Below are 25,292 nucleotides of genomic sequence, written 5' to 3' on the forward strand. Positions count from 1 at the left end.
CCAGGCCGTTCATAAACCCGGCGGGTTTCCGTCGTCCACATTCTGTCCGCTCCCGTTTCCTCTGGCGCGGCAGAGAATCACAACGGATTCACCGGATTCAATAACCTTCCGGACGGGCTCTAAAGGGTAAGTATCTGGTTAATCAGAGCACCGGCATCCGCTGGCTGATATCGGGCAACACCGAACTGGAGACGAACGAAACTATTTCGACCATCTTCTTGTCCGGAAATATTTCTTCGGAAATCAATACAGGAGATATATTTTCTATTGACTGGGATCTTTTGCCAGCATTTCGCGCATGGATACTCGATGGCGCCGTGGTGGATAGGAACAACATCACGCAGAGGCCAAAGATTCATTACGAGTATATGTCAAACGTACGTTTGAACTCAGCCACCTATGATACGGCCAATCATCGCACCGCCCTTGCCATCGCCTCCCCGACTCCTTCCTGGACCTACAATCAGATCGCCGGATATTGGCTTGTAGATGCGAATAACGAGAAGAGTTATGTGATCCGTGGCAATACCTCCGGGATGACATTCTATGTCGATCATGACCGGGCATCCGAGCTCACCGCGGCAATCTCTGACGGACACAAATTCCACATCCGGTCCGGAATCGATACGACACAGCGCATAATCGGCGGAAAAACGATGTGGGTGGCCGATGGGCGTCTTCGTCTCGGCGACTATCCCATCATCGACTGGCACAACGGAGGTGCCCCACTCTGACGTCAATCGAAATACAATTCGGGCAAGCCGAGACCTTCTAGATGTCTCTCGGCCTACCTCCACCTTACAAGAGCGGCGTCGCGATCTCGATCAAACTGCTGCACACTACAACAAAAAAAGCCGGCCCGAACCCGGACCGGCCTGCGGAAGCGCATTCATCGGAATGCGAGAAGATGGCACCCCCAACGGGAATTGAACCCGTGTCTCCGCCTTGAAAGAGCGGTGTCCTAACCTCTAGACGATAGGGGCATTGCCTGTCTTTCGTGGCCGGTGCGCGGTGCCTTCGGGCGCCGCCGCCGTCCACGGGGCGTACACATATTCGGGGTCGGGCGCTGCGTCAAGCATTTTACGACGAGAGATCGCAAGGCTTGTGCAGGGCCGCTCTGCGGCTTGCGCTCGGGCGGGGCTTGCGCCACCATTCGCCGCCCTTGCCATCCCTCTGGATCCGCGCCCGATCTTGTCCCTTCGTCGTGCCATGACCGGCGCCGTACTGGCGCTCCTGGTGCTCGCCGCATCCGCCGATGCGGCGGAGGGGCCGATGCGGGTGGTGTCGATCAATCTCTGCACCGATCAGCTGCTGCTGCGTTTGGGTGACCCCGGCCAGATCGTCGGGGTCGGCCCGTTGTCGCGCGACCCGAAGCTGTCGGTCGAGGCCGCACGTGCGGCGACCGTTCCCCAGGTGGCCGCCTCGGCCGAGACGGTGCATGCTCTGGAACCCGATCTCGTGCTGGCCGGCCGGTTCGGCGCCACCGCCGCCGCGGCCGCCCTGGAACGGCTGGGCACACGGGTCGAACGCTTCCGTCCTGCCGCCAGTGTCGACATGATCCGCGACGGCCTGCTGCGCGCAGGTCGCCTGCTGGGCCCTGCGGCGAGCGCCCGGGCCGCGGCGGAGGTCGCCCGGCTGGAGGCCCATGCCGCCGACCTTGCCGCCCGCGCCGCCACCCTGCCCCGCCGCCCGCGCGCATTGATGCTGCGCGCCGATGGCAGCATGGTCGGGCCGGGCGGTCTTGCCCATGCCATGCTGGTGATGGGCGGTTTCGACAACATCCTCGAGCATCGGTTCGACCCGGCCGGCCGCGCCCGCCGTGGCGGTGACTGGCGGGTGGAGCTGGAAGCCGCAATCCGCGCCCGGCCCGAGGCGATCCTGATCGAGAGCATGCCCGGCGCCGCGCCGGCCCTGGTCCATCGCCTGCCGCGCCATCCCGCCCTCGCCCGCCTCGCGGCGCTGGGCGACATGGCGCCCGAGATGATCCGCGTGCCGGGCAATCTTCTGGTCTGCGGGCTGCCCGACGCACTCGACATCGCCGAAGCCCTGCTGCCGGTCGCCCGGCGGCTGTCCGCCAGACCCGCGATTGCCGCCGAAGGAGACGCCTCATGAGCGGCACGGCGACCCGCCGGGTGACCTGGATCCTGCTGGCGATCCTGCCTCTGATCGTGGGCTGGGCCTCGCTCGGCTATGGGCCGTCGGGCTGGATCGCGCCCGACCCCCGGGTTCTGCTCGGCATCGATGCGCCGTCCACTGCGTCGGAAATCGTGATGCTGGAGCTGCGCCTGCCCCGCACGCTGATCGCCATGATGATCGGTGCGGTGCTGGGGGCCTGCGGGGCAGCGCTTCAGGGGCTGACCCGCAACCCGCTGGCGGAGCCATCCACCCTCGGCGCCTCGTCTACAGCGGCTCTGGGCGCCGTGACCGCGATCTATTTCGGCCATGCCGGCGTGCTCGACGGTCCCGCACCGGCCGCGGCGGGGCTTGCCGGCGCGGCGATCGGCCTGGCGCTGGTCCTGGCGCTGGGGCGCGGTGGCGGGCTGTCGCTGATTCTGGCAGGCGTGGGCGTCGGCGCCCTCGCCACCGCCTTCGTCTCGCTTGCCCTCACTTTCGCCCCCAGCCCCTATGCGACGCTGGAAATGGTCGACTGGCTGATCGGATCGGTTGCCGATCGCACGCTTGCCGATGCCGGACTGCTCGCCCCCTTTGCGGCCGTCTCTCTGCTGCTGCTCACCGGCTGCGGCGCCGGGCTCGATGCCCTGGGGCTGGGAGAGCGCACCGCCCGTTCGATGGGCGTGCGCCTTGGCCGGCTGCGCCTGCAGGTGGTGGCGGCGACCGCGATCGGGGTCGGATCGGCCACCGCCGTTGCCGGCGGCATCGGCTTCGTCGGGCTGATCGTGCCCCATGCCCTCAGACCCTTCGTCGGCCATCGCCCCGGCCGGCTGGTGCCGGCAAGCATGGCGGGCGGCGCGGTCCTGCTGCCGCTGGCCGATCTTGCCGGCCGGCTGATCGGCGACGGTACCGAAATCCGCGTCGGCGTCGCCACCGCGCTGATCGGCGCACCGGTCTTCCTGCACATCCTGCTGACCCGGGCCCGGGCGGAGCGTGGCTCATGGTGAGCGCCATGCCGACCCTCGACCTTGCGGATGTCCGCGCCGTGCTGGGCGATCGGACCATTCTGGACCGGGTTACCCTCACTTTGCCGGCCGGCGGTCTCATCGCCCTGGTCGGGCCGAACGGGGCCGGCAAATCGACCCTGCTCGCGATCCTGGCCGGGCTGCTTGCGCCGGCCACGGGCGAGGTCCGGCTGGACGGCGAGCCGCTCGCCCGCCTGGGCGACCGTGCCCGGGCGCGGGTGATGGGCTATCTGGAACAGCAGCCGGAATGCCATTGGCCGCTGAGTGTCGCGGCCCTCGCCCGCCTCGGCCGCCTGCCCCATCGCGGCGCCTTCGGCAGTCTGGATCCGCGCGCCGACGCAGCGGCGGTCGAAGCCGCCCTCGCCCGCACCGGCATGACCGGTTTCCGCGACCGGCGGATCGATCACCTGTCGGGCGGGGAGCGGATGCGCGCCCATCTCGCCCGCGTGCTCGCCGGCGAGCCGCGGGTCATCCTCGCCGACGAGCCGCTGGCCGGGCTCGACCCGGCCCATCAGCTGGAGGTCATGGCGCTGCTGCGCGACCTCGCGGCCCAGGGACGGGTCGTGGTGGTGGTTCTGCACGATCTGGCGCTTGCCGCCCGCTTCGCCGACCGCGCGATCCTGCTGGGCGAGGGCCGGGTCCTGGCCGATGGCCCGCCCGAAACAGCGCTCGACGATGCCGCCCTCGCCCGCGCCTATGGCGTTTCGGTCACGCGGGTGGAGATCGACGGCCGGCGGGTGCCATTGCCGACCACGCGCCTTTGAAGCAGGACAGTGGCGTCAGCGGGCGACCGCCACGTCGTCGATGAACATCTGAACGTCGTCGCGGCCCTGCCAGCGATCACGCCTGAGACCGCCCGCCACATGCAAAGGCATGCCGCGCGCCTGAAGCAGCGCGCTGCCGATGGCATTGTCGGCCGCACGGAAGGCCATGCCCTTCAGCCGCGAGCCATCCTCGGCGCCCATGATCACCCGGATATGCCCCTGGCCGACGACATCCGCCTTCAGGATCCGCACGCCCGACAGCGCGAAGCGCGGCTGGGCATTGCCGGTCCCGAAGGGGCCGATACGCTCCAGCACCGAGACCAGATCGGTGGTGGCCCCACCGACCGCCAGCACACCATCCAGGCCCAGCCGCGGGGCCGGCGGCTCGCCACCGGTCTGGGCGACGATGCGCTCGGCCAGGAAGCCATGCAGATCGACCAGCTGCCCCACCTCGACCGTCAGCCCGGCCGCCATGGCATGGCCGCCGCCATTGACCAGCAGCCCGGCCTGGCGCGCGGCCGTCACGGCGGACCCCAGATCGACGCCCGGCACCGAGCGGCCGGAGCCCTTGCCGATGCCGGTGGTGCCGTCGACCGCGACCACGAAGACCGGCCGATGGAAGCGTTCCTTGATCCGCCCGGCCACGATGCCGATCACGCCCGGATGCCAGCCGTCGCCCGCGACCAGGATGAAGGGCGCATCGGCCTGGCGTTCGGCGGCCTCGAGCGCCTCGGCCTCGACCGCCGCCTCGATCTCGCGGCGTTCGGTGTTCAGCCGGTCGAGTTCCATGGCGATGCCGGTGGCCTCGTCGGGATCGTCGGTGCCAAGAAGGCGCGCGCCCAGATCGGCCTGACCGACCCGGCCGCCGGCATTGATCCGCGGCCCCAGCACATAGCCGAGATGATAGGCTTCGGGTGCCTCGTCCAGGCGGGCAATATCGGCCAGCCGCGCCAGCCCGGTGTTGCGGCGCCGGGCCAATACCTTGATGCCCTGGGCGACGAAGGCCCGGTTGACGCCCGTCAGCGGCACCACGTCACACACGGTGCCGAGCGCCACGAGATCCAGCAGTCCCATCAGATCGGGCGGCTTGACGCCCAACCTGTCATACACGCCGCCGTCACGCAGGGCGCGGTTCAGCCCCACCAGCAGCAGAAACGCCACGCCCACCGCGGCCATCTGGCCATGGGGGCTGGTTTCGTCGAAACGGTTGGGGTTGACCACGGCAAGGGCCGCCGGCAGTTCCGGCTCACCGATATGATGATCGACGACCACCACGTCGAGATGGGCGGCCCGCGCGGCCTCGAGGGCGGCGAATGCCGTGGTGCCGCAATCGACCGTCACCACCACCCGCACGCCACGGGCGGCGAGCGCGGTCATGGCCGCGGCGTTGGGACCATAGCCCTCGGTCATCCGGTCGGGAATATAGACCACCACCGGCACGCCGATCCCGCGCAGAAACCGGGTGACGAGTGCGGTGGAGGTGGCGCCGTCGACATCGTAATCGCCGAAGACCGCGATCGGCTCACGGGCGGCGATCGCCGCAGCCAGACGGTCGACGGCCCGGTCCATATCGCGCAGATGCGACGGATCGGGCAGTGCGACACGCAGGCTGGGGTTCAGGAAATCGTCGGCGTCGTCCAGGCCGACCCCGCGCCCGGCCAGGACCCGCCCGACGATCTCGGGCAGGCCCAGGCGCTGGGCAAGGGCCAATCCCAGGCGCTGATCGGCGAGCCGCGTTTCCCAACGTCGTCCGCCAAGCGAGCGTTCGACGCCGAGAACCGCGGCATCACGGAGCAGAACGTCCATGGGCAGGTTCGATACTCCGGAGAGAAGGAGGATCGCTCGGAGAGAGCGGCCGGATCAGTCGAAGGCGGTCTTGCGGCCGAAATTATGCTCGGCCGAGATCACCCGGACGGTGCCGGTCTTGGACCGCATGATCAGGCTCTGGGTCGACCAGTGGTTCACGCCCACGCGATGCACGCCGCGCAGCATCGAGCCGTCGGTCACGCCGGTGGCCGAGAAGATCACGTCGCCCGAGGCCAGATCCAGCAGGTTGTAGATCCGGTTGAGGTCGGTGATGCCCAGGCGATGGGCACGGCCGCGCTCGTCGTCATTGCGGAACAGCAGCTTGCCCTGCATCTGGCCGCCGATGGCGCGCAGCGCCGCCGCCGCCAGCACGCCTTCCGGCGCACCGCCCGAGCCCATATAGATGTCGATGCCGGTATCGGGACGCGCGGTCGCGATCACGCCGGCCACGTCACCATCGCCGATCAGCTGGATGCGCACACCCGCTTCGCGAACCCTGGCGATCAGCTCGGCATGGCGCGGGCGGTTCAGGATGCAGGCGGTCAGGTCGGAAATCTCGACGCCCTTGGCCCGGGCCAGGCTCTTCAGGTTCTCTTCGACCGTGTTCTCGAGGCTCACCACACCCTCGGGCAGGCCGCCGCCGACGGCGATCTTGTCCATATAGACGTCGGGCGCGTTCAGGAACTTGCCCTCTTCGGCCATGGCCAGAACCGCGAGCGCGTTGGGGCCGCCGGTGGCGCAGATGGTGGTGCCTTCCAGCGGGTCGAGGGCGATATCGACCTTCGGACCCTTGCCGGTGCCGACCTTCTCGCCGATGTACAGCATCGGGGCTTCGTCGCGCTCGCCCTCACCGATCACAACCGTGCCATCGATCTCGAGGCTGTTCAGCGCGCGGCGCATCGCGTCCACGGCGGCCTGGTCGGCGGCCTTCTCGTCACCCTTGCCGATCATCTTGGCGCAGGCCAGCGCGGCGAATTCGGTGACACGCACGGCCTCAAGGGCCAGGTTGCGATCCATGCTGTAAGTGATCATCGCTCTCGTCTTGTAGCCGTTCAGCGTCGGTCTGAAACCCACGGGGGAAAATAACGCAACGACCGCCCGGAATCATCAGGGTTCCGGACAGCCAGATTGCGGCCGGGTCGCGCCGACGACGGATGTCATCCCACTCCGGCGATACCCTAAGCCCGAAGCGCCTCGGGCGCCAGAGGCTGAATCGGGGGATGGACACCAACCGGATGGAAAACGGGCGGGATATGCAGCCTGTCCTGCCCGTTCACCCGTTCGTCGTCTGGTTCAGAGGCTGTTTTCGATCCGGATCATCCGCGGCGGCTCGATCACCGCCGGCAGGGCGGCGATGGTGTCGAGCGCCCGGCGCAGCGCCGCCTCGGAGGTGGCATGGGTGGTCAGCACCACCGGCACCGCCTCCACCTCGCTGCGCCCGCGCTGGATCAGGCTTTCAAGCGAGACCTGCTCGGTGGCGAAGGCGCGTGCCACATCGGCCAGAACGCCCGGCTGATCCAGCACCATCAGGCGGATATAGAAGGCACCGACATGGGCATCGATCGGCGCCGCGGCCGGCGCACCCAGCGCCAGAGCCGGTACCGAGAAGGCCGGCACAGCGAAGGCCGGGCCGCCATGGCCGCGGGCAATGTCGATCAGATCGGCCACCACCGCCGAAGCCGTGGGGCCGCGGCCGGCGCCGCGACCCTGGAACATCGTGCCGCCCACGGCATCGCCTTCGGCGACCACGGCGTTGAACACGCCTTCGACATGGGCGATCGGCGCCGACAGCGGCACCATGCAGGGATGCACCCGCTGTTCAAGCCCCTGCCCGGTCATCCGCGCCACCCCCAGCAGCTTGATCCGGAAGCCCAGCTCCTCGGCAAAGCGGATGTCGTCGATGGTGACGTGGCGGATGCCCTCGACATGGATCGCATCGATATCGGGCCGGCCACCGAAGGCCAGCGCCGCCAGGATCGCCAGCTTGTGTGCGGTGTCGATGCCGTCGACGTCGAAGGTCGGATCGGCCTCGGCATAGCCCAGCGCCTGGGCCTGGGCCAGCACGTCCGAGAAGTCGCGACCGGTGGTCCGCATCTCGGTCAGGATGTAGTTGCAGGTGCCGTTCAGGATGCCGTAAACCCGGCCGACCGCATTGCCGGCCAGACCTTCGCGCAGCGCCTTCAGGATCGGAATACCGCCGGCAACCGCCGCCTCGAAGGCCAGCGCCAGACCGCTTTCCTCGGCGGCTGCCGCAAGCTCGGGGCCGTGGGCTGCGATCATGGCCTTGTTGGCCGTCACGAAGGACTTGCCGCCTGAGAAGGCGGCACGGGCAAGATCCAGCGCCGTCCCCTCTGCGCCGCCGATCAGTTCGACGACCACGTCGACGTCGTCGCGCCGGGCCAGTGCCACGGCGTCATCCTCCCAGCCCAGGCCGCCCAGATCGACGCCGCGATCCCGGCTGCGATCACGCGCCGAGACCGCGGTCACCTCGATCGGCCGTCCGGCACGGGCGGCGATCAGCGCCGCCTGGTTGCGCAGGATCTCGACGACCCCGACACCCACGGTACCGAGGCCGGCCACACCCACACGGAGCGGCACGGCATGCCCGGAGGCGGCGGAGAGGGGACTGGCGTTCATCGGACTTCCTCGAGTGCTTCGGCAGGTTTCAGGGCCTGTTCTTCACGGTATTCCTTGAAGAACCGCTTGATGTTGCGCACCGCCTGACGGATGCGGTGCTTGTTCTCGACCATGGCGATGCGGACATAGCCGTCGCCATATTCACCGAAGCCGATGCCCGGAGACACCGCGACATCGGCGCGGGCGAGCAGCAGCTTGGAAAATTCGAGCGAGCCCAGATGCTTGAACTCGTCGGGGATCGGCGCCCAGCAGAACATCGAGGCCTTCGGCGTCGGCACCGGCCAGCCGATGCCGTGCAGGCCTTCGACCAGCACGTCGCGACGCTCGCGATAGAGCGTCCGCATCTCCTCGACGCAGTCTTGCGGACCGTTCAGCGCCGCGGCACCCGCCACCTGAACCGGGGTGAACTGGCCATAGTCGAGATAGGACTTGATCTTGGCCAGCGCCTGGATGAGACGCCGGTTGCCGGCGGCAAAGCCCACGCGCCAGCCGGCCATGTTGTAGGTCTTGCTGAGGCTGGTGAACTCCACCGCCAGATCGCGCGCACCCGGCACCGACAGGATCGAGGGCGGCGGCACGCCGTCGAAATAGACCTCGGCATAGGCGAGGTCCGAAAGGATGTACATCTCGTGGCGGCGGGCGAAGGCGACCAGCTTTTCATACTGGGCGACGTCGATCACCTCGGAGGTCGGATTGCCCGGATAGTTCAGCACCATCGCCACCGGCTTGGGCGAGGTGTGGCGCACGGCATATTCCAGCTCGGCCAGGAAATCATAGCCGGGGCCATGGGGCACATGGCGGATATTGGCGCCGGCGATCACGAAGCCGTAGGGATGGATCGGATAGCTCGGATTGGGGACCAGGATCACGTCGCCCGGCGTGGTGATCGCCGAGGCGAGATTGGCGAGCCCTTCTTTCGAGCCGATGGTCACCACGACCTCGGTCTCAGGGTCGATCTCGACCCCGAAACGGCGGCGATAATAGCTCGACGCTGCCCGGCGGAGGCCCGGAATGCCGCGCGACTGGGAATAGCGATGCGTCTTCGGATCGCGCACCGCCTCGACCAGCTTGTCGACGATATGGGCCGGCGTCGGGGTGTCGGGATTGCCCATGCCGAGATCGATGATGTCGCGGCCGGCGGCGCGCAGCCGGGCCTTCATCTGGTTGACTTCGGCGAAGACATACGGCGGCAGCCGCCGGATCCGCGCGAATTCGTCTGCCATGGGACCACTTCCCGTCGATCGTCTCGCAGCTTGGAGACCAGGTGAAGCAGGTGGCGGAACTTCCGTCGCCCGCAAGGGAGGTTCGAACGTCTCCGGGCGCGGGATGCGTCGGCGCCGGGGCGCCGCCCCCGCACGGCGCCCGTCGTCCGCTACAGGGGAAAATTTTCGCTTTTTAGCGGATGCCCCCGGTGGGTGCGATGAAAATTTCAAAATCCGGGGCCATCGAGCCTGCCGGCGCCTGGATCCGCGCGATCCGGGTGGCGGGCGCCCCCATCTCGGCGAGACGACGGGATGCGGCCTCCAGCCGCGCGGTGGCCAGTGCCGTTCCCTGATCGGTTCCGGCGACGAGCGCCAGGCTTTCGTCCCGCGCTGCGGCGATCCGCCAGGCGGCGCGCAGTTCGGCCGCCGCGGCATCGTCGATCGCGGCACTGCCGGGGGCGAAACCGATCCGGCCCACCGAAAGCCCGGGCCGCGGCGCCTCGGGGCGGCTCGCCGCCGCAGCAGCGGCGGCCGCAGCCTCGGCAATCGCCTGGCCGGCGCGGGCCTGGTCACTCGCCAGGCCCTGGCGGATTTCGGCCCGTTCGGCAAGCGGGGTCACCGGCGGCGCCTTCTCGGGCACCGAATTCAGGGTCGGGAACGGGGCCGCCGCAAATTCCGCGCGGGCAGCCCGGATATCGGGATCGGTGCCGGCGCCGGGCCCTTCGGCACAGGCGCCGAGGGCGAGCGCGAACACGACGGCCACGGCCATGCCGCCGCCCGCGCGTCCCGCGAAATTCCGTCGCATCCCCACCGAGGCAGCGTTGAGCCCCGCCGCCTGCACCCGTATCATGGCCTTCACCTCGACCTCGCAGTACCACCGATCGCCGACTGTGGCGGCGCAACTATAAGGGACGTAAGGATGGCCGAGCAAGGAGCCGACCGGGGAAGCAGCACCGGCAGCCGTGACGACGCCGACGCCTTCGCACGCAACATGCGCGAGGTTGCCGAGCGCAGCCAGCAGATCATCCGCGATTTTCTGTCGCGGAACGAAGGCCTGGACACGTCCGCTCCCGCCGATCCCCTGAACCTCACCACCGCTTTCACCCATCTCACCGAGCGCATGATGGAGAACCCGGCCCGTCTGGTCGAGGCCCAGGCTGCGCTCTGGCAGGATTATCTCAATCTCTGGCAGTCCACCGCCAGCCGCATGGCCGGTGGCGAGGCGAAGCCGGTCATTGCACCCGAGCCGTCCGACAAGCGGTTCAAGGACAAGGACTGGAGCGAGAACCAGCTCTTCGACTTCATCAAGCAGTCCTACCTGCTCACCGCCCGCTGGATTCTGAACACCGTGCACGGTGTTCAGGGCATGGACCCCGACGAAGCCCGCAAGATCGACTTCTACACCCGTCAGTTCGTCGATGCGATGGCGCCGTCGAATTTCGTCACCACCAACCCCGAAGTGCTGCGGGCGACGATCGAGAGCAAGGGCGAGAATCTGGTCCGCGGTCTCAACAACATGATCCGCGACATGGAGAAGGGCGGCGGTGAGCTGCGCATCTCCATGACCGACGAGAAGGCTTTCGAGCTGGGCCGCAACGTCGCGACCGCACCGGGCAAGGTGGTGTTCCAGAACGGGCTGATGCAGATCCTGCAATACACGCCCACCACCGAGACCGTGCACAAGCGGCCGCTGCTGATCGTGCCGCCATGGATCAACAAGTTCTACATCCTCGACCTTCAGCCCAAGAACTCGTTCATCCGCTTTGCGGTCGAACAGGGCCACACCGTCTTCGTGGTCTCGTGGGTGAACCCTGACGAGGAGATGGCGAAGAAGACCTTCGAAGACTACATGGTGGAAGGTCTGATCACCGCCCTCGACAAGGTGACCGAAGAAAGCGGCGTGGCCGAGGTCAACGTCATCGGCTACTGCATCGGCGGCACGCTGCTCGCCACCACGCTGTCCTATCTGAAGGCGCAGGGCGACAAGCGGGTCAAGAGCGCCACCTTCTTCACCACCCTCACCGACTTCCGTGATGCCGGCGACATCAAGGTCTTCGTCGACGAAACTCAGATCGGCAACCTGGAAAAGGTCATGTCGAAGAAGGGTTATCTCGAAGGCCGGAAGATGGCGACCGCGTTCAACATGCTCCGGTCCAACGACCTGATCTGGAGCTTCGTGGTCAACAACTATCTTCTGGGCAAGGATCCCTTCCCCTTCGACCTGCTCTACTGGAACAGCGACGCCACCCGCATGCCGGCGGCGATGCACAGCTTTTATCTGCGGCATATGTACCGCGAGAACAAGCTGGTGGAGCCGGGCGGCATCACCATGCGCGGCGTGCCCATCGACCTCAGGCAGATCGACATCCCGGTCTACATCCTGTCGGCGCAGCAGGACCATATCGCGCCGTGGAAATCGACCTATCGCGCCACCCAGCTCTATTCGGGCAACACCCGCTTCGTGCTGGGCGCCTCGGGCCATATCGCCGGCGTGATCAACCCGCCGGCGGCCAACAAGTACAACTACTGGACCAACAAGGATCTGCCTGCCGATCCGGAGGCCTGGTTTGCCGGCGCCGAGAAACATGCCGGCTCGTGGTGGGTCGACTGGGCGAAATGGATCAAGCGCCTGGGCGGCGCGCAGGTGCCGGCCCGGACCCCGGGCGAGGTTCTGGGGGTGATCGAGGACGCCCCCGGCAGCTATGTGAAGATGCGTGACTGACCAGAGCCTCTGACGAAGATCCCGGCGGTTTCTCCCCAGGGAGGAACCGCCGGTTCGGTTTCAGGCGGTGACGGTCTCCAGAAAGGCCCTGGCCGCCCGCCCCAGATAGCGCTCGCGATGCAACAGCAGGTGAAAGGCCCGCTGCGGCAGGTCGAGTACGGGGCTGCGCAGGCTTCCCAGCGCCAGCCCGCCCGCGACCACCAGAGCGGAGAGCGCGGTCGCCCCCGCCCCGGCCTCCACCGCTGCCCGCACCGATTCGTTCGAGGGCAGCTCCAGCACCACATTCAGGGTGTCGGGATCCACGCCCAGGCCGGCGAGCGCCCCCTCGAACTCGGCACGAGTGCCGGACCCGCGTTCGCGCAGCACCCAGGGGGTTTCCGCCAGCTGGCCGGGGGCCACATGGGGCAGCGCCGCCCAGGGATGGCCTGCCCCCACCACCAGCATCAGCCGGTCGCCGGGCAGAAGCCGTTCCGACAGCGACGGATCCTCGACCGGTCCCTCGACGAAGCCCAGATCGGCGGTTCCGGCCCTGACCGCCGCCGCGACCTCGGCGGTGTTGCCGATTGCGATCTCGACGGTGACCGCCGGGAAATCGGCCATGAAGCCGATCAGCCGCGTGGGCAGCCAGTAATTGGCGACCGTCTGGCTGGCGTGAATGCGCAGCCGGCCCCGCGGATTGCCGGCAAGATCCGCCAGTGCCTGTTCGGCAGCCGCAGCCCGGGCCAGCACTGCGCGGGCCTCTTCCAGGAAGATCCGGCCGGTCTCCGCCAGTTCGATGCCGCGCCCGACCCGGTGGAACAACGCCACCCCGTGACGGGCCTCCAGCGCCGCAATCGCCGCAGAAACCGTCGACTGGGTCAGGTTCAGCGCCCGCGCAGCCCGGGTCACATGGGCATGCTCGGCGACCGCGACGAAGATTCTGAGCTGTTCCAGGGTCATGATGCCGCCGTCATCCGGCCATGAAAGGGTATCGGCGCCGGACGCAAGAGCGGCGCCCGCAGGGGCGCCGTCATCAGATCGGATCTGGAAACATCGGGCGGGGTCATCCGGACATCATGCCGCCACGCCGCATCCTGGGGCAACGGCTTCGACATAGGATGGCCCGCCGGATCAGCCGAGCACCGAGACCACGGCCAGCGGCACGGCGCCGACCACCAGGGTGAGCATCAGGCCCAGGATCACCGGGCGGATGCCGCGGGCCTTCACCTTGCCGAGATCGGTGCCGAAGCCGATCGCCGCCAGCGCCACCGTCAGCATGATCGGGGTCGCCGCCGCAGAGACATGGCGAACCTCTTCCGGCACCACCCCCAGGCTGTTCAGCCCGGCAAGCACCACGAAGCCGACCGCGAACCAGGGAACCGGCACCTTGGCCGCGGCTGCCTCGGCATCCTCGATCGCATGGTCACCGCGGCGGGCGGCACGGTCCGCCGCCCAGACCAGCAGGCCGACCACCGGGGCGAGCATGGCGACACGGGCGAGCTTGGCAATCACCGACACCTCACCGGCCGCCGTGCCGTGCTGGAAGCCGGCCGCCACCACCTGCGCCACCTCGTGCACCGAGGCACCGATCCAGAGGCCGTAGGAGCGATCGTCGAGGCCGAGCGCGGTGCCCAGCAGCGGCCAGAGGGCCATCACCGCCGTTCCGAACAGCGTGACCACGCCCACCGCATAGGCGATCTCGTCATCGCGGGCCCGCACGGCCGAGCCCACGGCCGCCGCAGCCGAGGCACCGCAGATCGCGGTGCCGCCGCCGATCACCGTGGCCAGTCGCGGCTCCACCCCGACCAGCCGGCCCAGCGGCCGGGCCAGCGACAGGGTCACGCCCAGGGCCGCCAGCGCGGCCAGAATGCCATCGAGGCCAAGCCCCAGAATGTCGCCGGCGGTGACCTGCAGCCCGAGCAGCGCCACGCCAAGGCGCATCAGCGGCTTGGAGGCGACCGCCAGACCGGGGGCCGCCACGGCAGGCGCCCGACCGATCACCGCCCGCAGGACAAGCCCCAGTCCGATCGCGACCAGCACCGGGCTCACCGCCTGCATGCCCGAGGCGCGAACCATCAGGATCGCCGCGCCGCCGATCACGCCGGCCAGCGCCAGCCCCGGCAGTTTCGCTGCAAGCCGTGGCAGGGCTCCTGCGGTTTCAGTGGTGGGAAGGCTCGCCATGGCGTGATCTCCGGTCCGTCCTGCCCGGGGGTGATTTTTGCACCTCCCGGGGTGTGGTTCATGACCGAAAGATGACCGTTGGCGACCGTTCGCTCCAATGAATTATATAGCTTGTTCTGATCGATTTTACCGAATGATCAGGATACCGGCACCACGGCGGCGCCGAGCACCTCGCGGGCGATCTCCTGGTGGCTGGCGGCAAGCCCCGAATAATGACGGGCCGTGGCGGCAAGCCGGGGCATGCCCTCCTCGCCCAGATCGCGCAGCTTCTTGGCCGGTACGCCGCCCCAGAGCTCGCCGGTCGCGACCCGCTTGTCATTGCCGACCAGTGCCCCCGCGCCGACGATGGCGCCCCCTTCGACCACGGCGCCGTCCAGCACGGTGGCGCTCATCCCCACGAAGGCGCCGCTCATCAGGGTGCAGGCATGGATCATCGCGCGATGGCCGATGGTGACGTCGTCGCCGATCAGCGTCGGATGCGCCAGACGGCTGACATGGACGATGGTGCCGTCCTGAAGATTGGTGCCGCGGCCGATATGGATATGGTTCACATCGCCGCGCAGCACGCAGCCATACCAGATGCTGCTCTCGGGCCCGATCTCCACCTGGCCCACCACCACCGCACCCGGCGCCACGTAACAACTGGCGTCGATCTTCGGCCAGATGCCGTCGAAGGGCAGGATGATCGCGCCGGGGAAGCGCGCGGCAAGTTCCGCCGACGGCACCGGATCGGCCGGCGGCGTGATGGTGAGTTCGGTCGAAGACATGACGTCAGTCCCTTGTTCTTCTTCTGAAAAGGCTGGCGAATCGCCCTCAGGCGACGTGATCCAGCCGCCCCTGATCCAGCCGCACCCGACGGTCCATGCGGGCGGCGAGTTCGGGATTGTGGGTGGCGATCAGCGCCGCCACGCCCTGATCCCGTGCCGCGGAAACCAGCAGGCCGAACACCCGTTCCGCCGTTTCGGGATCCAGATTGCCGGTCGGCTCGTCGGCCAGCAGCAGCCGGGGCCGGTTGGCCAGCGCGCGGGCGATCGCCACCCGCTGCTGCTCGCCGCCCGACAGCCGCGCCGGGCGATGATCGGCGCGGGCAGACAGCCCCATCAGCTCCAGCAGCTCGGCCGCGCGGGCACGGGCCCTGGACCGCCCCTGCCCCGCCAGCAGCTGCGGCATCATCACATTCTCGATCGCCGAGAATTCGGGCAGCAGGTGATGGAACTGATAGACGAAGCCGATGGTCGCGCGGCGCAGCCGGGTGCGCACCCCGTCATCGGCACGGCCGGCATCGGTGCCGTCGATCACCACCCGGCCGCCATCGGGCCGCTCCAGCAGGCCGGCAGCGTGCAGCAGGGTCGACTTGCCGGCACCCGAGGGGCCGATCAGACCGACCATCTCGCCCGGATGCAGGCGGAAATCGATGCCGCGCAGCACCTCCAGCACCTGGCCGCCCTGTTCGAAACGGCGGACCAGGCGTTCCAGGATCAGGACCGGCTCACTCATAGCGCAGCGCCTCCACGGGATCGAGGCGGGCAGCGCGCCACGCCGGATAAAGCGTCGCCAGGAAAGACAGCACCAGCGACAGGCCGACCACGCTCACCACATCCGACCAGACCACATCCGCCGGCAGTTTCGACAGGAAGTAGATCTCGGCCGAAAACAGCTGCGTGCCGGTCAGGGCCTGCAGCGCCTGGCGGATGCTTTCGATATTGGTGGCGAAGGCAAGCCCCAGCACGAAGCCGATGAAGGTGCCGACGATGCCGATCGAGGCGCCGGTCATCATGAAGATCCTGAGGATCATGCCCCGTGTGGCCCCCATGGTGCGCAGGATGGCGATGTCCCGCGACTTGTCCTTCACCAGCATCACCATGCCCGAGATGATGTTGAAGGCAGCGATCAGAATGATCAGGGTCAGGATCAGGAACATCACATTGCGCTCGACGTCGAGCGCGCCCACCAGCGTCGAATTGGTCTGCTGCCAGTCGGTCAGCACCACGCCGCGATCGGCGATGATCGACCCGATCTCGCCGCGGATCGCCTTGACGTTCTGCGGGTCGGTGACGTCCACCTCGATCGCGGTCGCCGCATCACCGGTCTGGAAGAAGGCCTGGGCGGTATCGAAGGGCATGAAGACCAGCGAGCTGTCGAATTCGAACATGCCCACTTCAAACAGGCCGACCACCGGAAAACTCACCTGCCGGGGCATGCCGCCGAACGGCGTCGCCACGGTGCGTGGCGAGATCAGGTTCAGTTCGTCGCCGAGCCGGAGCCCCAGGCGCTGGGCCATGCGGGTGCCGATCAGCACGCCCTTGCCCTGGAAATCGTCCAGACTGCCGGCGCGGATATTGTTCGCGATCAGGGTCTTGCGCTCAAGGCTTTCGCGGGTGAAGCCGCGGACCAGCGCGCCGCGGGCATCGTCGGGCCCGCTCGCCAGCACCTGGCCTTCGACCATCGGCAGGGCGCGGACGACCACCTGGGCCTTTTCCAGGTCGGCGGCGATTCCGCCATAATCCTGGATGCCGCGCCCCGAGGCACTGAACACGGTCATATGACCGTTGAGGCCCAGGATCCGGTCGACCAGCTGGTCGCGGAATCCCTTCATCACCGCCAGCACCACGATCAGCGTGCCCACGCCGAGCGCAATGCCCAGAAGCGAAAAGCCGGCGATGACCGAGATGAACCCTTCCTTCCGCCGGGCTCTGAGATAGCGGAAGGCGAGAAGACGCTCGACTGTCCTGAACATGCGGGTTCCGTTGGCCAGAGGATCGAGGGGATGGGGAGGATGCGTGCGGGCCGACTTTAGGCACAGCCCGGCCATGGTGCAACCAAATGCCCCGTCATGCAGAGCGGATCACGACATCGTCACGGGATCGGGGCCGGAAACCGGTCCATGATCCCGGGATCCCCTGCGAGCGGAGCGGGTGACGATGCCACAGGATCCTCGGCTTGAAGCCCTGCAGAACGGGCTGCTGCACAGGATAGAGAGCTATGTGCCGGTGCGCGGACGGCCGGCACCGCCGCGCCCGGCCCTGATCGAGGCGTTCCGGCGCTATCCTCGCCACCTCTTTTTGCCGCGCTACCGGCCGGCGGATCAGCCTGAGGGACCGGCACGCGCTCCGGGTGACGCCGACTTTCCAGAGGGCGCCTATCACGACCGCCCGCTCTGTTACGTCGACGAGCACGGTATCTCCCTGCCCGCCTCCTGCTCCGAGCCGGGCTTCATTTTCCATCTGGCCGAGTTGCTGGACGTCCGGCCCGGTCATCGGGTGCTGGAGATCGGCTGCGGCACCGGCTGGCTGCTCGCGATCCTCGCTCATGCCGCCGGGCGGAATGGAAAGGTGGTGGGCGTGGAGATCAACCCCGCTCTGCAGGCCCTGGCCGCCCGCAACCTTGCCGCGGCGGGAGCAACCAATGCGATCGCCGTGGCAGGTGACGGCCTGACCGCTGCCGGCCCGGGACCCTTCGACCGGATGATCATGACCGCCTCGGCCTGGCAGCTGCCGACCAGGATTCTAAGCCTGCTCACGGAAGACGGGCTTGCCGTCCTTCCAATTCGTAACAAAGGCTTGTCCGAAGAGGTTCACGTTCTGGAGCGGCGCGGCCCGGCGCTGGTGTCGCGCCTGACACGCCTCTGCCGTTTCGTGCCGCTGACCGGCCGCGATGGCGCGGATGAAGATCTTCTGATGCCTCGTCTGGCCACCGATCCCGACATCGCCCGGCTTGGCGAAACCGGGCAGCCACGATCGCTCGACTTCGGCCAACCGACACCGGATCAGATGATGCCGCCGGCGCTCGCCTTCACCGCCTGGATGTCAAAGCTGGAGCCGCGCTTCCGCGCCTGGCGGCTCGGCTTGGGCCACGGGTCGCCATCCCTGTTCGGTGATCCGGAAAGGCATGGTTTCGGTCTGGTGGACAGGGCCGCCGGGTCCGCCGCCCTCTGGCGCGCAGGCCAGGTGATCGCCTATGGCGACGAAAGCGCGCGCGATCTGCTTTTCAGTCATCTGGCGCGATGGACGGCACAAGGCGAGCCGACGGGTTATGCTTTCGGCCTCGGCATCACTGCCGCCCGAGGGGCATCTCCGGTCTCACACCACTCTTATCGCGAGCGCCGGGGCCCGCTCGATTTCTGGTGGTGGCTGCGCCCGCCCACTGAACGGTTGTAGCCCGACATTGTTCACCGCCCCTCCCGCTCCAGCCGCGCGCAGGCTGCCGCAATCGCATTCCGGGCCGGATCGTCCAGCCGCTCCCCATTCCAGGTGACCGTGCCGTCGGCCGCGATCGTCACCTGGCCGAGATCGACCTCGGCCGCGCCCAGCGGCTGGTCCTTGAAATAGCCGAAACGCTCGAGCGGCAGCCCCAGATCGATGGTGATGCCGCGGCCGAGGGCGCGTTCGGCCGCGCGCGCCCCGTAGCCGCCGTCCAGATCGGCAGGTGCGACGGGGTTTCCATCGACGTCGACGCCCGGCTGATAGGTCACGTCGGCATCCGGCCTGTGGACGGTCAGACGGTTGCAAAAGGCCCGGTCGACCGTGACGGTCACGCCACGACCCGTGCCATCGATGCGGATCGGTGCCGTAGCATGCTCGCCAGCCGCCACCGCGCCGGTGTATAAGCCGAGAAGGACAATCGCGCCGATCCCCGCCGCACGTCCGGTCGCCCGCCGACCGGGTCCGTGACGTCCCTCCGGTCGCGGCGCCCTCGACAACGACAGAAACCGAAGCGACCCCCGGGGCCGCTGACGCAGGCCCTGTGCGGCTTGTGTGCAGCCCCGCCGCCGGAGCATCGGATCGGTCTTCCCAATCGGCATTGCCTTACCCGTCCAGGAGCTTGCGGGAATGCTCAAAACCTATTTCCAGCTCGATCAGCTCGGCACCACGGTCCGCCGGGAAGTCGTCGCAGGTGTGACGACCTTCCTGACCATGGCCTATATCATCTTCGTCAATCCGGTGATCCTCGCCAACACCGGCATGGATCAGGGCTCGGTTTTCGTCGCCACCTGTGTGGCGGCGGCGGTCGGCTCGCTGATCATGGGCCTTTATGCCAACTACCCCGTGGCTCTGGCACCGGGCATGGGTCTGAACGCCTTCTTCACTTTCACAGTCGTGATGGAGATGGGCTACACCTGGAACCAGGCTCTGGGTGCGGTGTTCATCTCGGGCGCGGTGTTCTTCATCCTGGCCCTGCTCAAGGTCCGGGAATACATCATCAACTCGATCCCGATGACGCTGAAGCTGTCGATCTCGGCAGGTATCGGCCTGTTCCTCGCGATCATCGCGCTCGAGAACGCCAAGGTCATCGTCGACCATCCGGCCACCCTGCTGACGCTGGGCGACATCGGCCAACCCACCGTGCTGCTCGCCGCCCTCGGCTTCTTCGTGATCTGCGCCCTGCACTATCGCAACATCACCGGCAGCATCATCATCGGCATTCTGCTGGTGACCATCCTGTCGATCCTGCTCGGCCTGAACCAGGCGCAGGGCATCGTCAGCGCGCCGCCGTCGATCGCGCCCACCTTCTTCGAACTCGACATTGCCGGGGCCTTCGAGGCCGGCATGTTCGGCGTGATCTTCGCCTTCCTGTTCGTCGACATGTTCGACACCGCCGGCACGCTGGTCGGTGTCGCCCATCGCGGCGGCCTGCTCGACAAGGACGGCAAGCTGCCCCGCATCGGCAAGGCCCTGCTGGCCGACAGCGGCGCCACCATGGTCGGCGCCATCTTCGGCACCTCCACCGTCACCAGCTATATCGAAAGCGCCTCGGGCATCAATGCCGGCGGCCGCAGCGGCCTGACCGCGGTGGTGGTGGCGATCCTGTTCCTGGTCGCCCTGTTCTTCTCGCCACTGGCGGGCTCGGTGCCGGCCTATGCCACTGCACCGGCCCTGCTCTTCGTGGCTCTGCTGATGGCGCGCGGCCTGGCCGAACTCGATTGGGACGACATGACCGAGGTGGCACCGGGTGTGCTGGCGGCCATCAGCATGCCGCTCACCTACTCCATCGCCAACGGTATCGCCCTCGGTTTCATCTCCTATGCCGCGATCAAGCTGCTGGCCGGCCGGGCCCGCGAGGTCTCGATCGCCGTCTGGGTGCTGGCGGTGGTCTTCGTGCTGAAGTTCGCCTTTATCGGCTGACCTGCTGATACACCGGACAAAACGGCGACGCTCCACATGGTGCGGCGCCGTTTTCATATGTCGGAACGCGAATGTGCACCGCACCATCGCACGGATCAGCACGGTTCGAAGCTTGCCCGATTTCCCCCGTTTTTGTAATGACCTGACGATTTTTGCGTTTTTTGCACCGCACACATGCAAAAAACTGGTGACGGACGTCACATTCCTGCGTACTCTCCCCTTGCCGACGTAAAGGGCACCGGCAGACAGAACCGGCCCAACGTCTAGGGAGGGTGTAACCGGCGCAAGCCGTAGGGATCGACCGCAAGAGCATCCGGTGGCCACGATGCCACCACGCCGGGTTGAACGCGCGGCGCCAGGAGCCACGGCGATCCCAGGAGAGTAAAGAGTTCAGGCGTCCCGGCAGCAACGATCGGGCGCCCACAAAACACCAATGATAACAATCAGCTACGCCGATCGGTTGCCGTCGAATCGGACGTGGTGATCAGCACCAAGCGGAATCTTCGATCAAGGCCGTGCTTGCACGGTCTTTTTTTTTGCGCAGCTACGGTCATCCTTCAGTCGCCCTCGGACCGGCTGTCGCGCGCCGCATATCGCTGGGGCGTGGTGCCCAGCATCCGCCGGAACATGGCGGTGAAGGCGCTTGGGCTGTCATAGCCGAGGCGGGCTGCAACCATGGCCACCGGCATGCCCTGCGACAGCAGCGAGACCGCCTCGACCAGGCGTGCCTGCTGGCGCCAGCGCAGGAAGCCCATGCCGGTCTCACGCGCGAAGGCGCGGGCGAGCGTCCGGGTGCTGGCACCGGCGCTTTCCGCCAGCCGTTCGAAGCCCGCATCTTCCCCCGGATCATCCAGAACCCGCCGGCACAGGCGTTGAAGCCGCGGATCGCGCGGCCAGGGCAGATGCAACGGCAGGGTGCGCGGCGCCTGCAATTCATGAAGGATCAGGGCCGCCACCGCCTCGCCGCGACTGCCATCTGCATAGTCCACGGGCTCGGCCACGGCCGCCAGGATCAGCTCGCGCAGCAGGGTCGTGACCTCGATCACGGTACAGGCATCGGGCAGCCGCTTCGCCGGCTCGGGCGCTACATAGACCGTGCGCATCGACACCGGCCCGATCATCCGCACCGAATGCTCCACCCCGGGCGGGACCCACAGCCCGCGCATCGGCGGCACCAGCCAGATGCCGTCGGCCGCGGTGATCTCCATAACCCCGGCCGCGGCATGGAGCAACTGGCCGCGCGGGTGGATATGCGGCGGAATGACCGTCCCCGGCGTCAGTTCCTTGGCCATCGCCGCCACCGGCCGGGTGACGTGCTGATAGTCGGCCGCATCGGTGCTGCGCATGCCCCTGCCCTCCCGGTCGGGCGATGACGTCCTGTCCGATTCTCGACGATCTTCGACCAGACATCGCCTATCGGTCGACCTTAGACTGAAACCAGATCGCCGGGAAGCCCGGTATCGTTGCTCCCTTGCCACCCCGCGCCGCCGGACCGCCGCCATGACCCACGCCCGCCGCGTCATCAGTTTCATCAACATCGCCCATGTGGTCGACCACATGTTCATGCTGATCTTCCCGACCGCGGTGATCGGCATGACCGCCAGTTTCGACATGTCCTATGGTGAGCTGCTTACCCTGTCGCTCGGCGGCTTCATCGCCTTCGGTGCCGGCTCGCTCCCCGCCGGCTGGCTGGGCGATGTCTGGAGCCGGCGGAACATGATGGCGGTGTTCTTCTTCGGCATCGGGACCGCGGCAATCCTGACCGGCTTCGCCTCGGGCCCCACGGGCATCGCCGCCGGGTTGACCCTGATCGGCCTGTTCGCCGCCATCTACCACCCGGTGGGCACGGCGATGCTCACCGCCCATGCCGACCGGCTGGGCCATGAAATCGGCGTCAACGGCGTGTTCGGCAATCTGGGGGTCGCCTTTGCGGCACTGATCACCGGCGGCATCACCCAGTATCTGGGGTGGCGTGCGGCATTCATCATTCCCGGCGTACTGGTGATGGCGGTCGGGGTGGCCTTCCTGCTGCTGGTGCCGGACCGGCCGGCCCCGGCCCCCAAAACCAAGGCCTCCGCCGGGCCGATTCCGCGCGGTGTGATGGTGCGCGCCTTCGCCATTCTGGCCGTGGTCACCATCGCCGGCGGGCTGGTGTTCAACGCCACCACCATCGTCATGCCGCAGCTCTTCACCGAACGGCTCGCCGATCTGGTCTCCACGCCGCTGGGCGTGGGTGCCCTCACCTGTCTGGTCTTCGTGCTCGGCGCCACCTCGCAGCTGATCGTCGGCCGGCTGATCGACCGCTACAGCCTGCGGGCGGTCTTCGTGCCGCTCGCCGCCCTGCAGGCGCCCTGCCTGCTGCTGGCCGCCACCACCGGCGGCTGGGTGCTGCTGCCGCTTGCGGTGGTGATGATGTTCGCGATCTTCGGCCAGGTGACCATCAATGACGGCATGGTCGCCCATTACACCGCCGACCGCTGGCGGGCCCGGGCCTATGCCGTGCGCTATCTGGTCTCGTTCGGAGCCAGCGCCTGCGCGGTGCCGCTGGTCGCTTTCATGCATGATCACGGCTCGGGCTTTGCAGGGCTGTTCCCGGTGCTCGCCGCTTTCGGTGGTGCGGTCTTCGCCGGCGCCCTGGTCTTCCCGGGCCGGCCCCGGCGGCAGCCGGCGATGGCCGCCGCCGAGTGATCCCGCATCGGTCGACCGGACAGCGGTTCAGCCGGCCACGTCGATAACCACCTTGCCCGTCGCCCGCCCTTCTTCCAGATGGGCCTGGGCATCGGCAGCATGGGCCAGATCGAAGCGCGCCGGATCGAGCAGCGGCCTCATCCGCCCGCTGTCGACCAGGGCCGCGATCCGGCGCATGATCTCGCCATGATGTTCACGCCCGACATCGTGCAGCACGGGGATGATCATGAACACCACATGCAGATCCAACCCCTTCAGATGCATCAGGGTCAGATCGGCCGGGAACTGCGACACGATCGTGACCACACGGCCGTTGAGCCGCGCGCCGGCGAAGGACGTCACCAGATCCTTGCCCCCGGTCGCATCCATGACCATGTCGAAGCCGCGGCCGCCGGTCAACCGGCCGACATAGGCCTCGACGCTCTCCTCGCGATAGTTCACCGTCTCGTCGGCACCCAGATCGCGGGCGATCGCCGCCTTCTCGGGCGACGAGATCGTGGTGGTGACATGGGCGCCGGCCGCCTTGGCGATCTGGATCGCGACATGCCCGACACCGCCGGCACCGCCATGGATCAGCACCCGTTCGCCCGGCTGCACCCGCGCCCGGTCGATCAGCCCTTCCCAGGCGGTGATGGAGACCAGCGGCAGGGCGGCCGCCTCGCGGAACCCCAACCCGGCCGGCATGCGGGCGATCAGCCGGGCATCGGCACGCATGTATTCGGCATAGGTGCCGTCGACGGTCTTTACACCGCCCGGCGAACCGAACACCCGGTCACCGACCGCAAAGCCCGTGACGCCCTCACCCAGCGCCACGACTTCGCCGGCCATGTCGCAGCCCTGGATGCCCGGCAGGGCCGGCGCCATCGGCGGACCGTTGCGGCGGATCTTCCAGTCGACCGGGTTGACGCTGGCGGCGTGGATCTTCACCAGCACCTCGCCGCGGCGCGGCGGCTGCACCGGCACCCGGCCGGGCTTCAGATTGTCGGGATCGCCGAAGCCGTGCAGCACGGCGGCGGACATTTCGCGCGGGATCGTGGTCATCCTGTCGGTCTCCGGAATGAGGGGCATTGTGTAGAACCGCATTGAAGCGCGGCGGGATTCATGATGGAAATGAATAGTCTCAATTCCAAGAAACACGTTTCTTCATGGATGGTGGGTGATGAGCCAGCCCGATCTGGATGTCGATCTGCTTCGCAGCTTCCTGGCGGTGGCGGAGACCGGCGGTTTCACCACGGCCGGTGAACGGCTTGGCCGCACGCAATCGGCGATCAGCGTCAAGATCCGCCGGCTGGAAGAGAGTCTGGGCCGGCGGGTCTTTGCCCGCACCAGCCGGTCTCTGGCGCTGACCGCCGACGGCGAATTGCTGCTGGGCTATGCCCGGCGCATGCTGGCGCTGCACGACGAAACCCTGCGCCGCTTTTCGGAACCCGAGGCGGAGGGGGAGCTGCGCATCGGGGTTGCGGAATACTTCGTGCCCCGCCATCTGCCGGCGGTGCTTTCGGCCTTCGCCCGTGCCCATCCGCGGGTGCGGGTAGAGGTTCGCGCCGCCATGGGCTCAAGCCTGATGGAGGCACTGGACCGGGGCACGGTGGATCTGGTGATCGCCAACCGTGATGCCGGCGTCGACCGCGGCCGGGTGCTGATGACCGAGCCGCTACGCTGGGTGGCGGCTCCCGATTTCCAGATCGATGCCGAGGCACCGCTGCCGCTCTGCACCCTGCCCGCGCCCTGCATCTTTCGCGCCCGGGCGATCGAGGCCCTCGACCAGCGGCTGCGGCGCTGGCGGGTGGTCTATACCTCGGAAAGCGTGTCCGGCGTCTCGGCCGCGGTGACGGCCGGCCTCGGCATCGGCGTGCTCTGCGACTCGACCGTACCCGCCGGGCTCAGGCTCTTGACCGACGAGCACGGCTTCCCGCCGCTGGGCGAGGTGGAACTCGCCGTCTTCGGGGAGGCCAAGGCGCCGCCGGCTCTGGCCCAGTCCTTCACCGGCTTCGTGGCCGAGCGTCTGCGCGCCCTGCTTCCCGGGCGATGTGCGGCCTAGGCCGGGGCTTGCG

At 67.8% G+C, this 25,292-nt stretch carries 22 protein-coding genes and 1 tRNA gene; 9 read left to right on the forward strand and 14 right to left on the reverse strand.

The features are described from left to right. Positions 1–218: 218 nt before the first annotated feature. Entirely contained in the window at positions 219–734 is a 516-nt protein-coding gene (locus WI697_RS15430; RefSeq protein ID WP_345959058.1) for a hypothetical protein, read from the forward strand. 174 nt (positions 735–908) lie between these two features. On the opposite strand, the gene WI697_RS15435 is transcribed toward WI697_RS15430, so the two are convergent. Continuing rightward, positions 909–983: transfer RNA gene (locus WI697_RS15435), tRNA-Glu, on the reverse strand. A gap of 208 nt (positions 984–1,191) precedes the next feature. Here WI697_RS15435 and WI697_RS15440 point away from each other — a divergent pair. Genes WI697_RS15440 through WI697_RS15450 form a run of 3 tightly spaced genes read left to right on the forward strand, consistent with a single transcriptional unit; the run spans position 1,192 to position 3,901 of the window. Continuing rightward, positions 1,192–2,112, forward strand: coding sequence for an ABC transporter substrate-binding protein (locus WI697_RS15440; RefSeq protein WP_345959059.1), 921 nt, complete (start codon positions 1,192–1,194; stop codon positions 2,110–2,112). Further along, positions 2,109–3,119 (forward strand): FecCD family ABC transporter permease, encoded by a 1,011-nt coding sequence (locus WI697_RS15445; protein WP_345959060.1) that lies wholly within the window; start codon positions 2,109–2,111, stop codon positions 3,117–3,119. The genes WI697_RS15440 and WI697_RS15445 overlap by 4 nt, the downstream gene beginning before the upstream one ends. Continuing rightward, positions 3,113–3,901 (forward strand): ABC transporter ATP-binding protein, encoded by a 789-nt coding sequence (locus WI697_RS15450; protein WP_345959062.1) that lies wholly within the window; start codon positions 3,113–3,115, stop codon positions 3,899–3,901. Before WI697_RS15445 ends, WI697_RS15450 begins: the two co-directional genes overlap by 7 nt. A 15-nt stretch (positions 3,902–3,916) precedes the next feature. On the opposite strand, the gene recJ is transcribed toward WI697_RS15450, so the two are convergent. From recJ to WI697_RS15475, 5 genes are all read right to left on the reverse strand, one after another. Beyond that, positions 3,917–5,707 carry a single-stranded-DNA-specific exonuclease RecJ gene (gene recJ, locus WI697_RS15455; protein WP_345959063.1) on the reverse strand — a complete coding sequence of 597 codons (1,791 nt, stop codon included), beginning with the start codon at positions 5,705–5,707 and terminating at the stop codon, positions 3,917–3,919. Positions 5,708–5,761: 54 nt separating this feature from the next. Continuing rightward, positions 5,762–6,739, reverse strand: a complete 978-nt coding sequence (gene glpX / locus WI697_RS15460; protein ID WP_345959064.1) for a class II fructose-bisphosphatase — start codon at positions 6,737–6,739, stop codon at positions 5,762–5,764. Positions 6,740–7,000: 261 nt separating this feature from the next. Beyond that, positions 7,001–8,344: a homoserine dehydrogenase gene (locus tag WI697_RS15465; RefSeq protein ID WP_345959065.1), complete on the reverse strand. Its 1,344-nt coding sequence runs from the start codon at positions 8,342–8,344 to the stop codon at positions 7,001–7,003. Then, the gene (locus tag WI697_RS15470) at positions 8,341–9,567 is read right to left on the reverse strand and encodes an LL-diaminopimelate aminotransferase (RefSeq protein ID WP_014745460.1); all 1,227 of its coding nucleotides are present in this window, start codon (positions 9,565–9,567) and stop codon (positions 8,341–8,343) included. Before WI697_RS15470 ends, WI697_RS15465 begins: the two co-directional genes overlap by 4 nt. A gap of 172 nt (positions 9,568–9,739) precedes the next feature. Continuing rightward, a complete protein-coding gene (locus WI697_RS15475; RefSeq protein WP_197465013.1) occupies positions 9,740–10,315 on the reverse strand; it encodes a hypothetical protein in 576 nt (191 codons plus the stop codon). A gap of 150 nt (positions 10,316–10,465) precedes the next feature. Between WI697_RS15475 and WI697_RS15480 the strand changes: the two genes are divergently transcribed. Next, positions 10,466–12,268, forward strand: coding sequence for a PHA/PHB synthase family protein (locus WI697_RS15480; RefSeq protein WP_345959066.1), 1,803 nt, complete (start codon positions 10,466–10,468; stop codon positions 12,266–12,268). A 60-nt stretch (positions 12,269–12,328) separates the two neighbouring features. Here WI697_RS15480 and WI697_RS15485 read toward each other — a convergent pair whose 3' ends face one another. The 5 genes from WI697_RS15485 to WI697_RS15505 all read right to left on the reverse strand — a co-directional run bounded on the left by WI697_RS15485 (position 12,329) and on the right by WI697_RS15505 (position 17,165). Continuing rightward, positions 12,329–13,207 (reverse strand): LysR family transcriptional regulator, encoded by an 879-nt coding sequence (locus WI697_RS15485; RefSeq protein WP_345959067.1) that lies wholly within the window; start codon positions 13,205–13,207, stop codon positions 12,329–12,331. A gap of 171 nt (positions 13,208–13,378) precedes the next feature. Next, complete coding sequence (locus tag WI697_RS15490; RefSeq protein WP_062761398.1) at positions 13,379–14,428, reverse strand: YeiH family protein; 1,050 nt, start codon at positions 14,426–14,428, stop codon at positions 13,379–13,381. Between the two features lie 137 nt (positions 14,429–14,565). Beyond that, positions 14,566–15,195, reverse strand: a complete 630-nt coding sequence (locus WI697_RS15495; RefSeq protein ID WP_345959068.1) for a gamma carbonic anhydrase family protein — start codon at positions 15,193–15,195, stop codon at positions 14,566–14,568. 46 nt (positions 15,196–15,241) lie between these two features. Continuing rightward, positions 15,242–15,925: an ABC transporter ATP-binding protein gene (locus tag WI697_RS15500; RefSeq protein ID WP_062761400.1), complete on the reverse strand. Its 684-nt coding sequence runs from the start codon at positions 15,923–15,925 to the stop codon at positions 15,242–15,244. Continuing rightward, positions 15,918–17,165 carry a lipoprotein-releasing ABC transporter permease subunit gene (locus WI697_RS15505; RefSeq protein ID WP_062761401.1) on the reverse strand — a complete coding sequence of 416 codons (1,248 nt, stop codon included), beginning with the start codon at positions 17,163–17,165 and terminating at the stop codon, positions 15,918–15,920. Before WI697_RS15505 ends, WI697_RS15500 begins: the two co-directional genes overlap by 8 nt. A gap of 247 nt (positions 17,166–17,412) precedes the next feature. On the opposite strand from WI697_RS15505, the gene WI697_RS15510 reads away from it, so the two are divergent. Beyond that, positions 17,413–18,585 carry a protein-L-isoaspartate O-methyltransferase family protein gene (locus WI697_RS15510; RefSeq protein ID WP_345959069.1) on the forward strand — a complete coding sequence of 391 codons (1,173 nt, stop codon included), beginning with the start codon at positions 17,413–17,415 and terminating at the stop codon, positions 18,583–18,585. Positions 18,586–18,596: 11 nt separating this feature from the next. Here WI697_RS15510 and WI697_RS15515 read toward each other — a convergent pair whose 3' ends face one another. Continuing rightward, complete coding sequence (locus WI697_RS15515; protein WP_156502987.1) at positions 18,597–18,899, reverse strand: hypothetical protein; 303 nt, start codon at positions 18,897–18,899, stop codon at positions 18,597–18,599. A gap of 358 nt (positions 18,900–19,257) precedes the next feature. Here WI697_RS15515 and WI697_RS15520 point away from each other — a divergent pair, with 358 nt between their 5' ends. Then, positions 19,258–20,550 carry an NCS2 family permease gene (locus WI697_RS15520; RefSeq protein WP_296718137.1) on the forward strand — a complete coding sequence of 431 codons (1,293 nt, stop codon included), beginning with the start codon at positions 19,258–19,260 and terminating at the stop codon, positions 20,548–20,550. Between the two features lie 557 nt (positions 20,551–21,107). On the opposite strand, the gene WI697_RS15525 is transcribed toward WI697_RS15520, so the two are convergent. After that, a complete protein-coding gene (locus tag WI697_RS15525) occupies positions 21,108–21,896 on the reverse strand; it encodes an AraC family transcriptional regulator (RefSeq protein WP_062761405.1) in 789 nt (262 codons plus the stop codon). Positions 21,897–22,050: 154 nt separating this feature from the next. Between WI697_RS15525 and WI697_RS15530 the strand changes: the two genes are divergently transcribed. Next, positions 22,051–23,238, forward strand: a complete 1,188-nt coding sequence (locus WI697_RS15530) for an MFS transporter (protein WP_345959070.1) — start codon at positions 22,051–22,053, stop codon at positions 23,236–23,238. Between the two features lie 27 nt (positions 23,239–23,265). On the opposite strand, the gene WI697_RS15535 is transcribed toward WI697_RS15530, so the two are convergent. Continuing rightward, a complete protein-coding gene (locus WI697_RS15535) occupies positions 23,266–24,279 on the reverse strand; it encodes a zinc-dependent alcohol dehydrogenase family protein (protein WP_345959071.1) in 1,014 nt (337 codons plus the stop codon). Positions 24,280–24,397: 118 nt separating this feature from the next. Here WI697_RS15535 and WI697_RS15540 point away from each other — a divergent pair, with 118 nt between their 5' ends. Then, complete coding sequence (locus WI697_RS15540; protein WP_345959072.1) at positions 24,398–25,279, forward strand: LysR substrate-binding domain-containing protein; 882 nt, start codon at positions 24,398–24,400, stop codon at positions 25,277–25,279. Positions 25,280–25,292 lie beyond the last annotated feature (13 nt).

It is taken from the genome of Tistrella mobilis (genome assembly GCF_039634785.1).
Classification (GTDB): domain Bacteria; phylum Pseudomonadota; class Alphaproteobacteria; order Tistrellales; family Tistrellaceae; genus Tistrella; species Tistrella mobilis.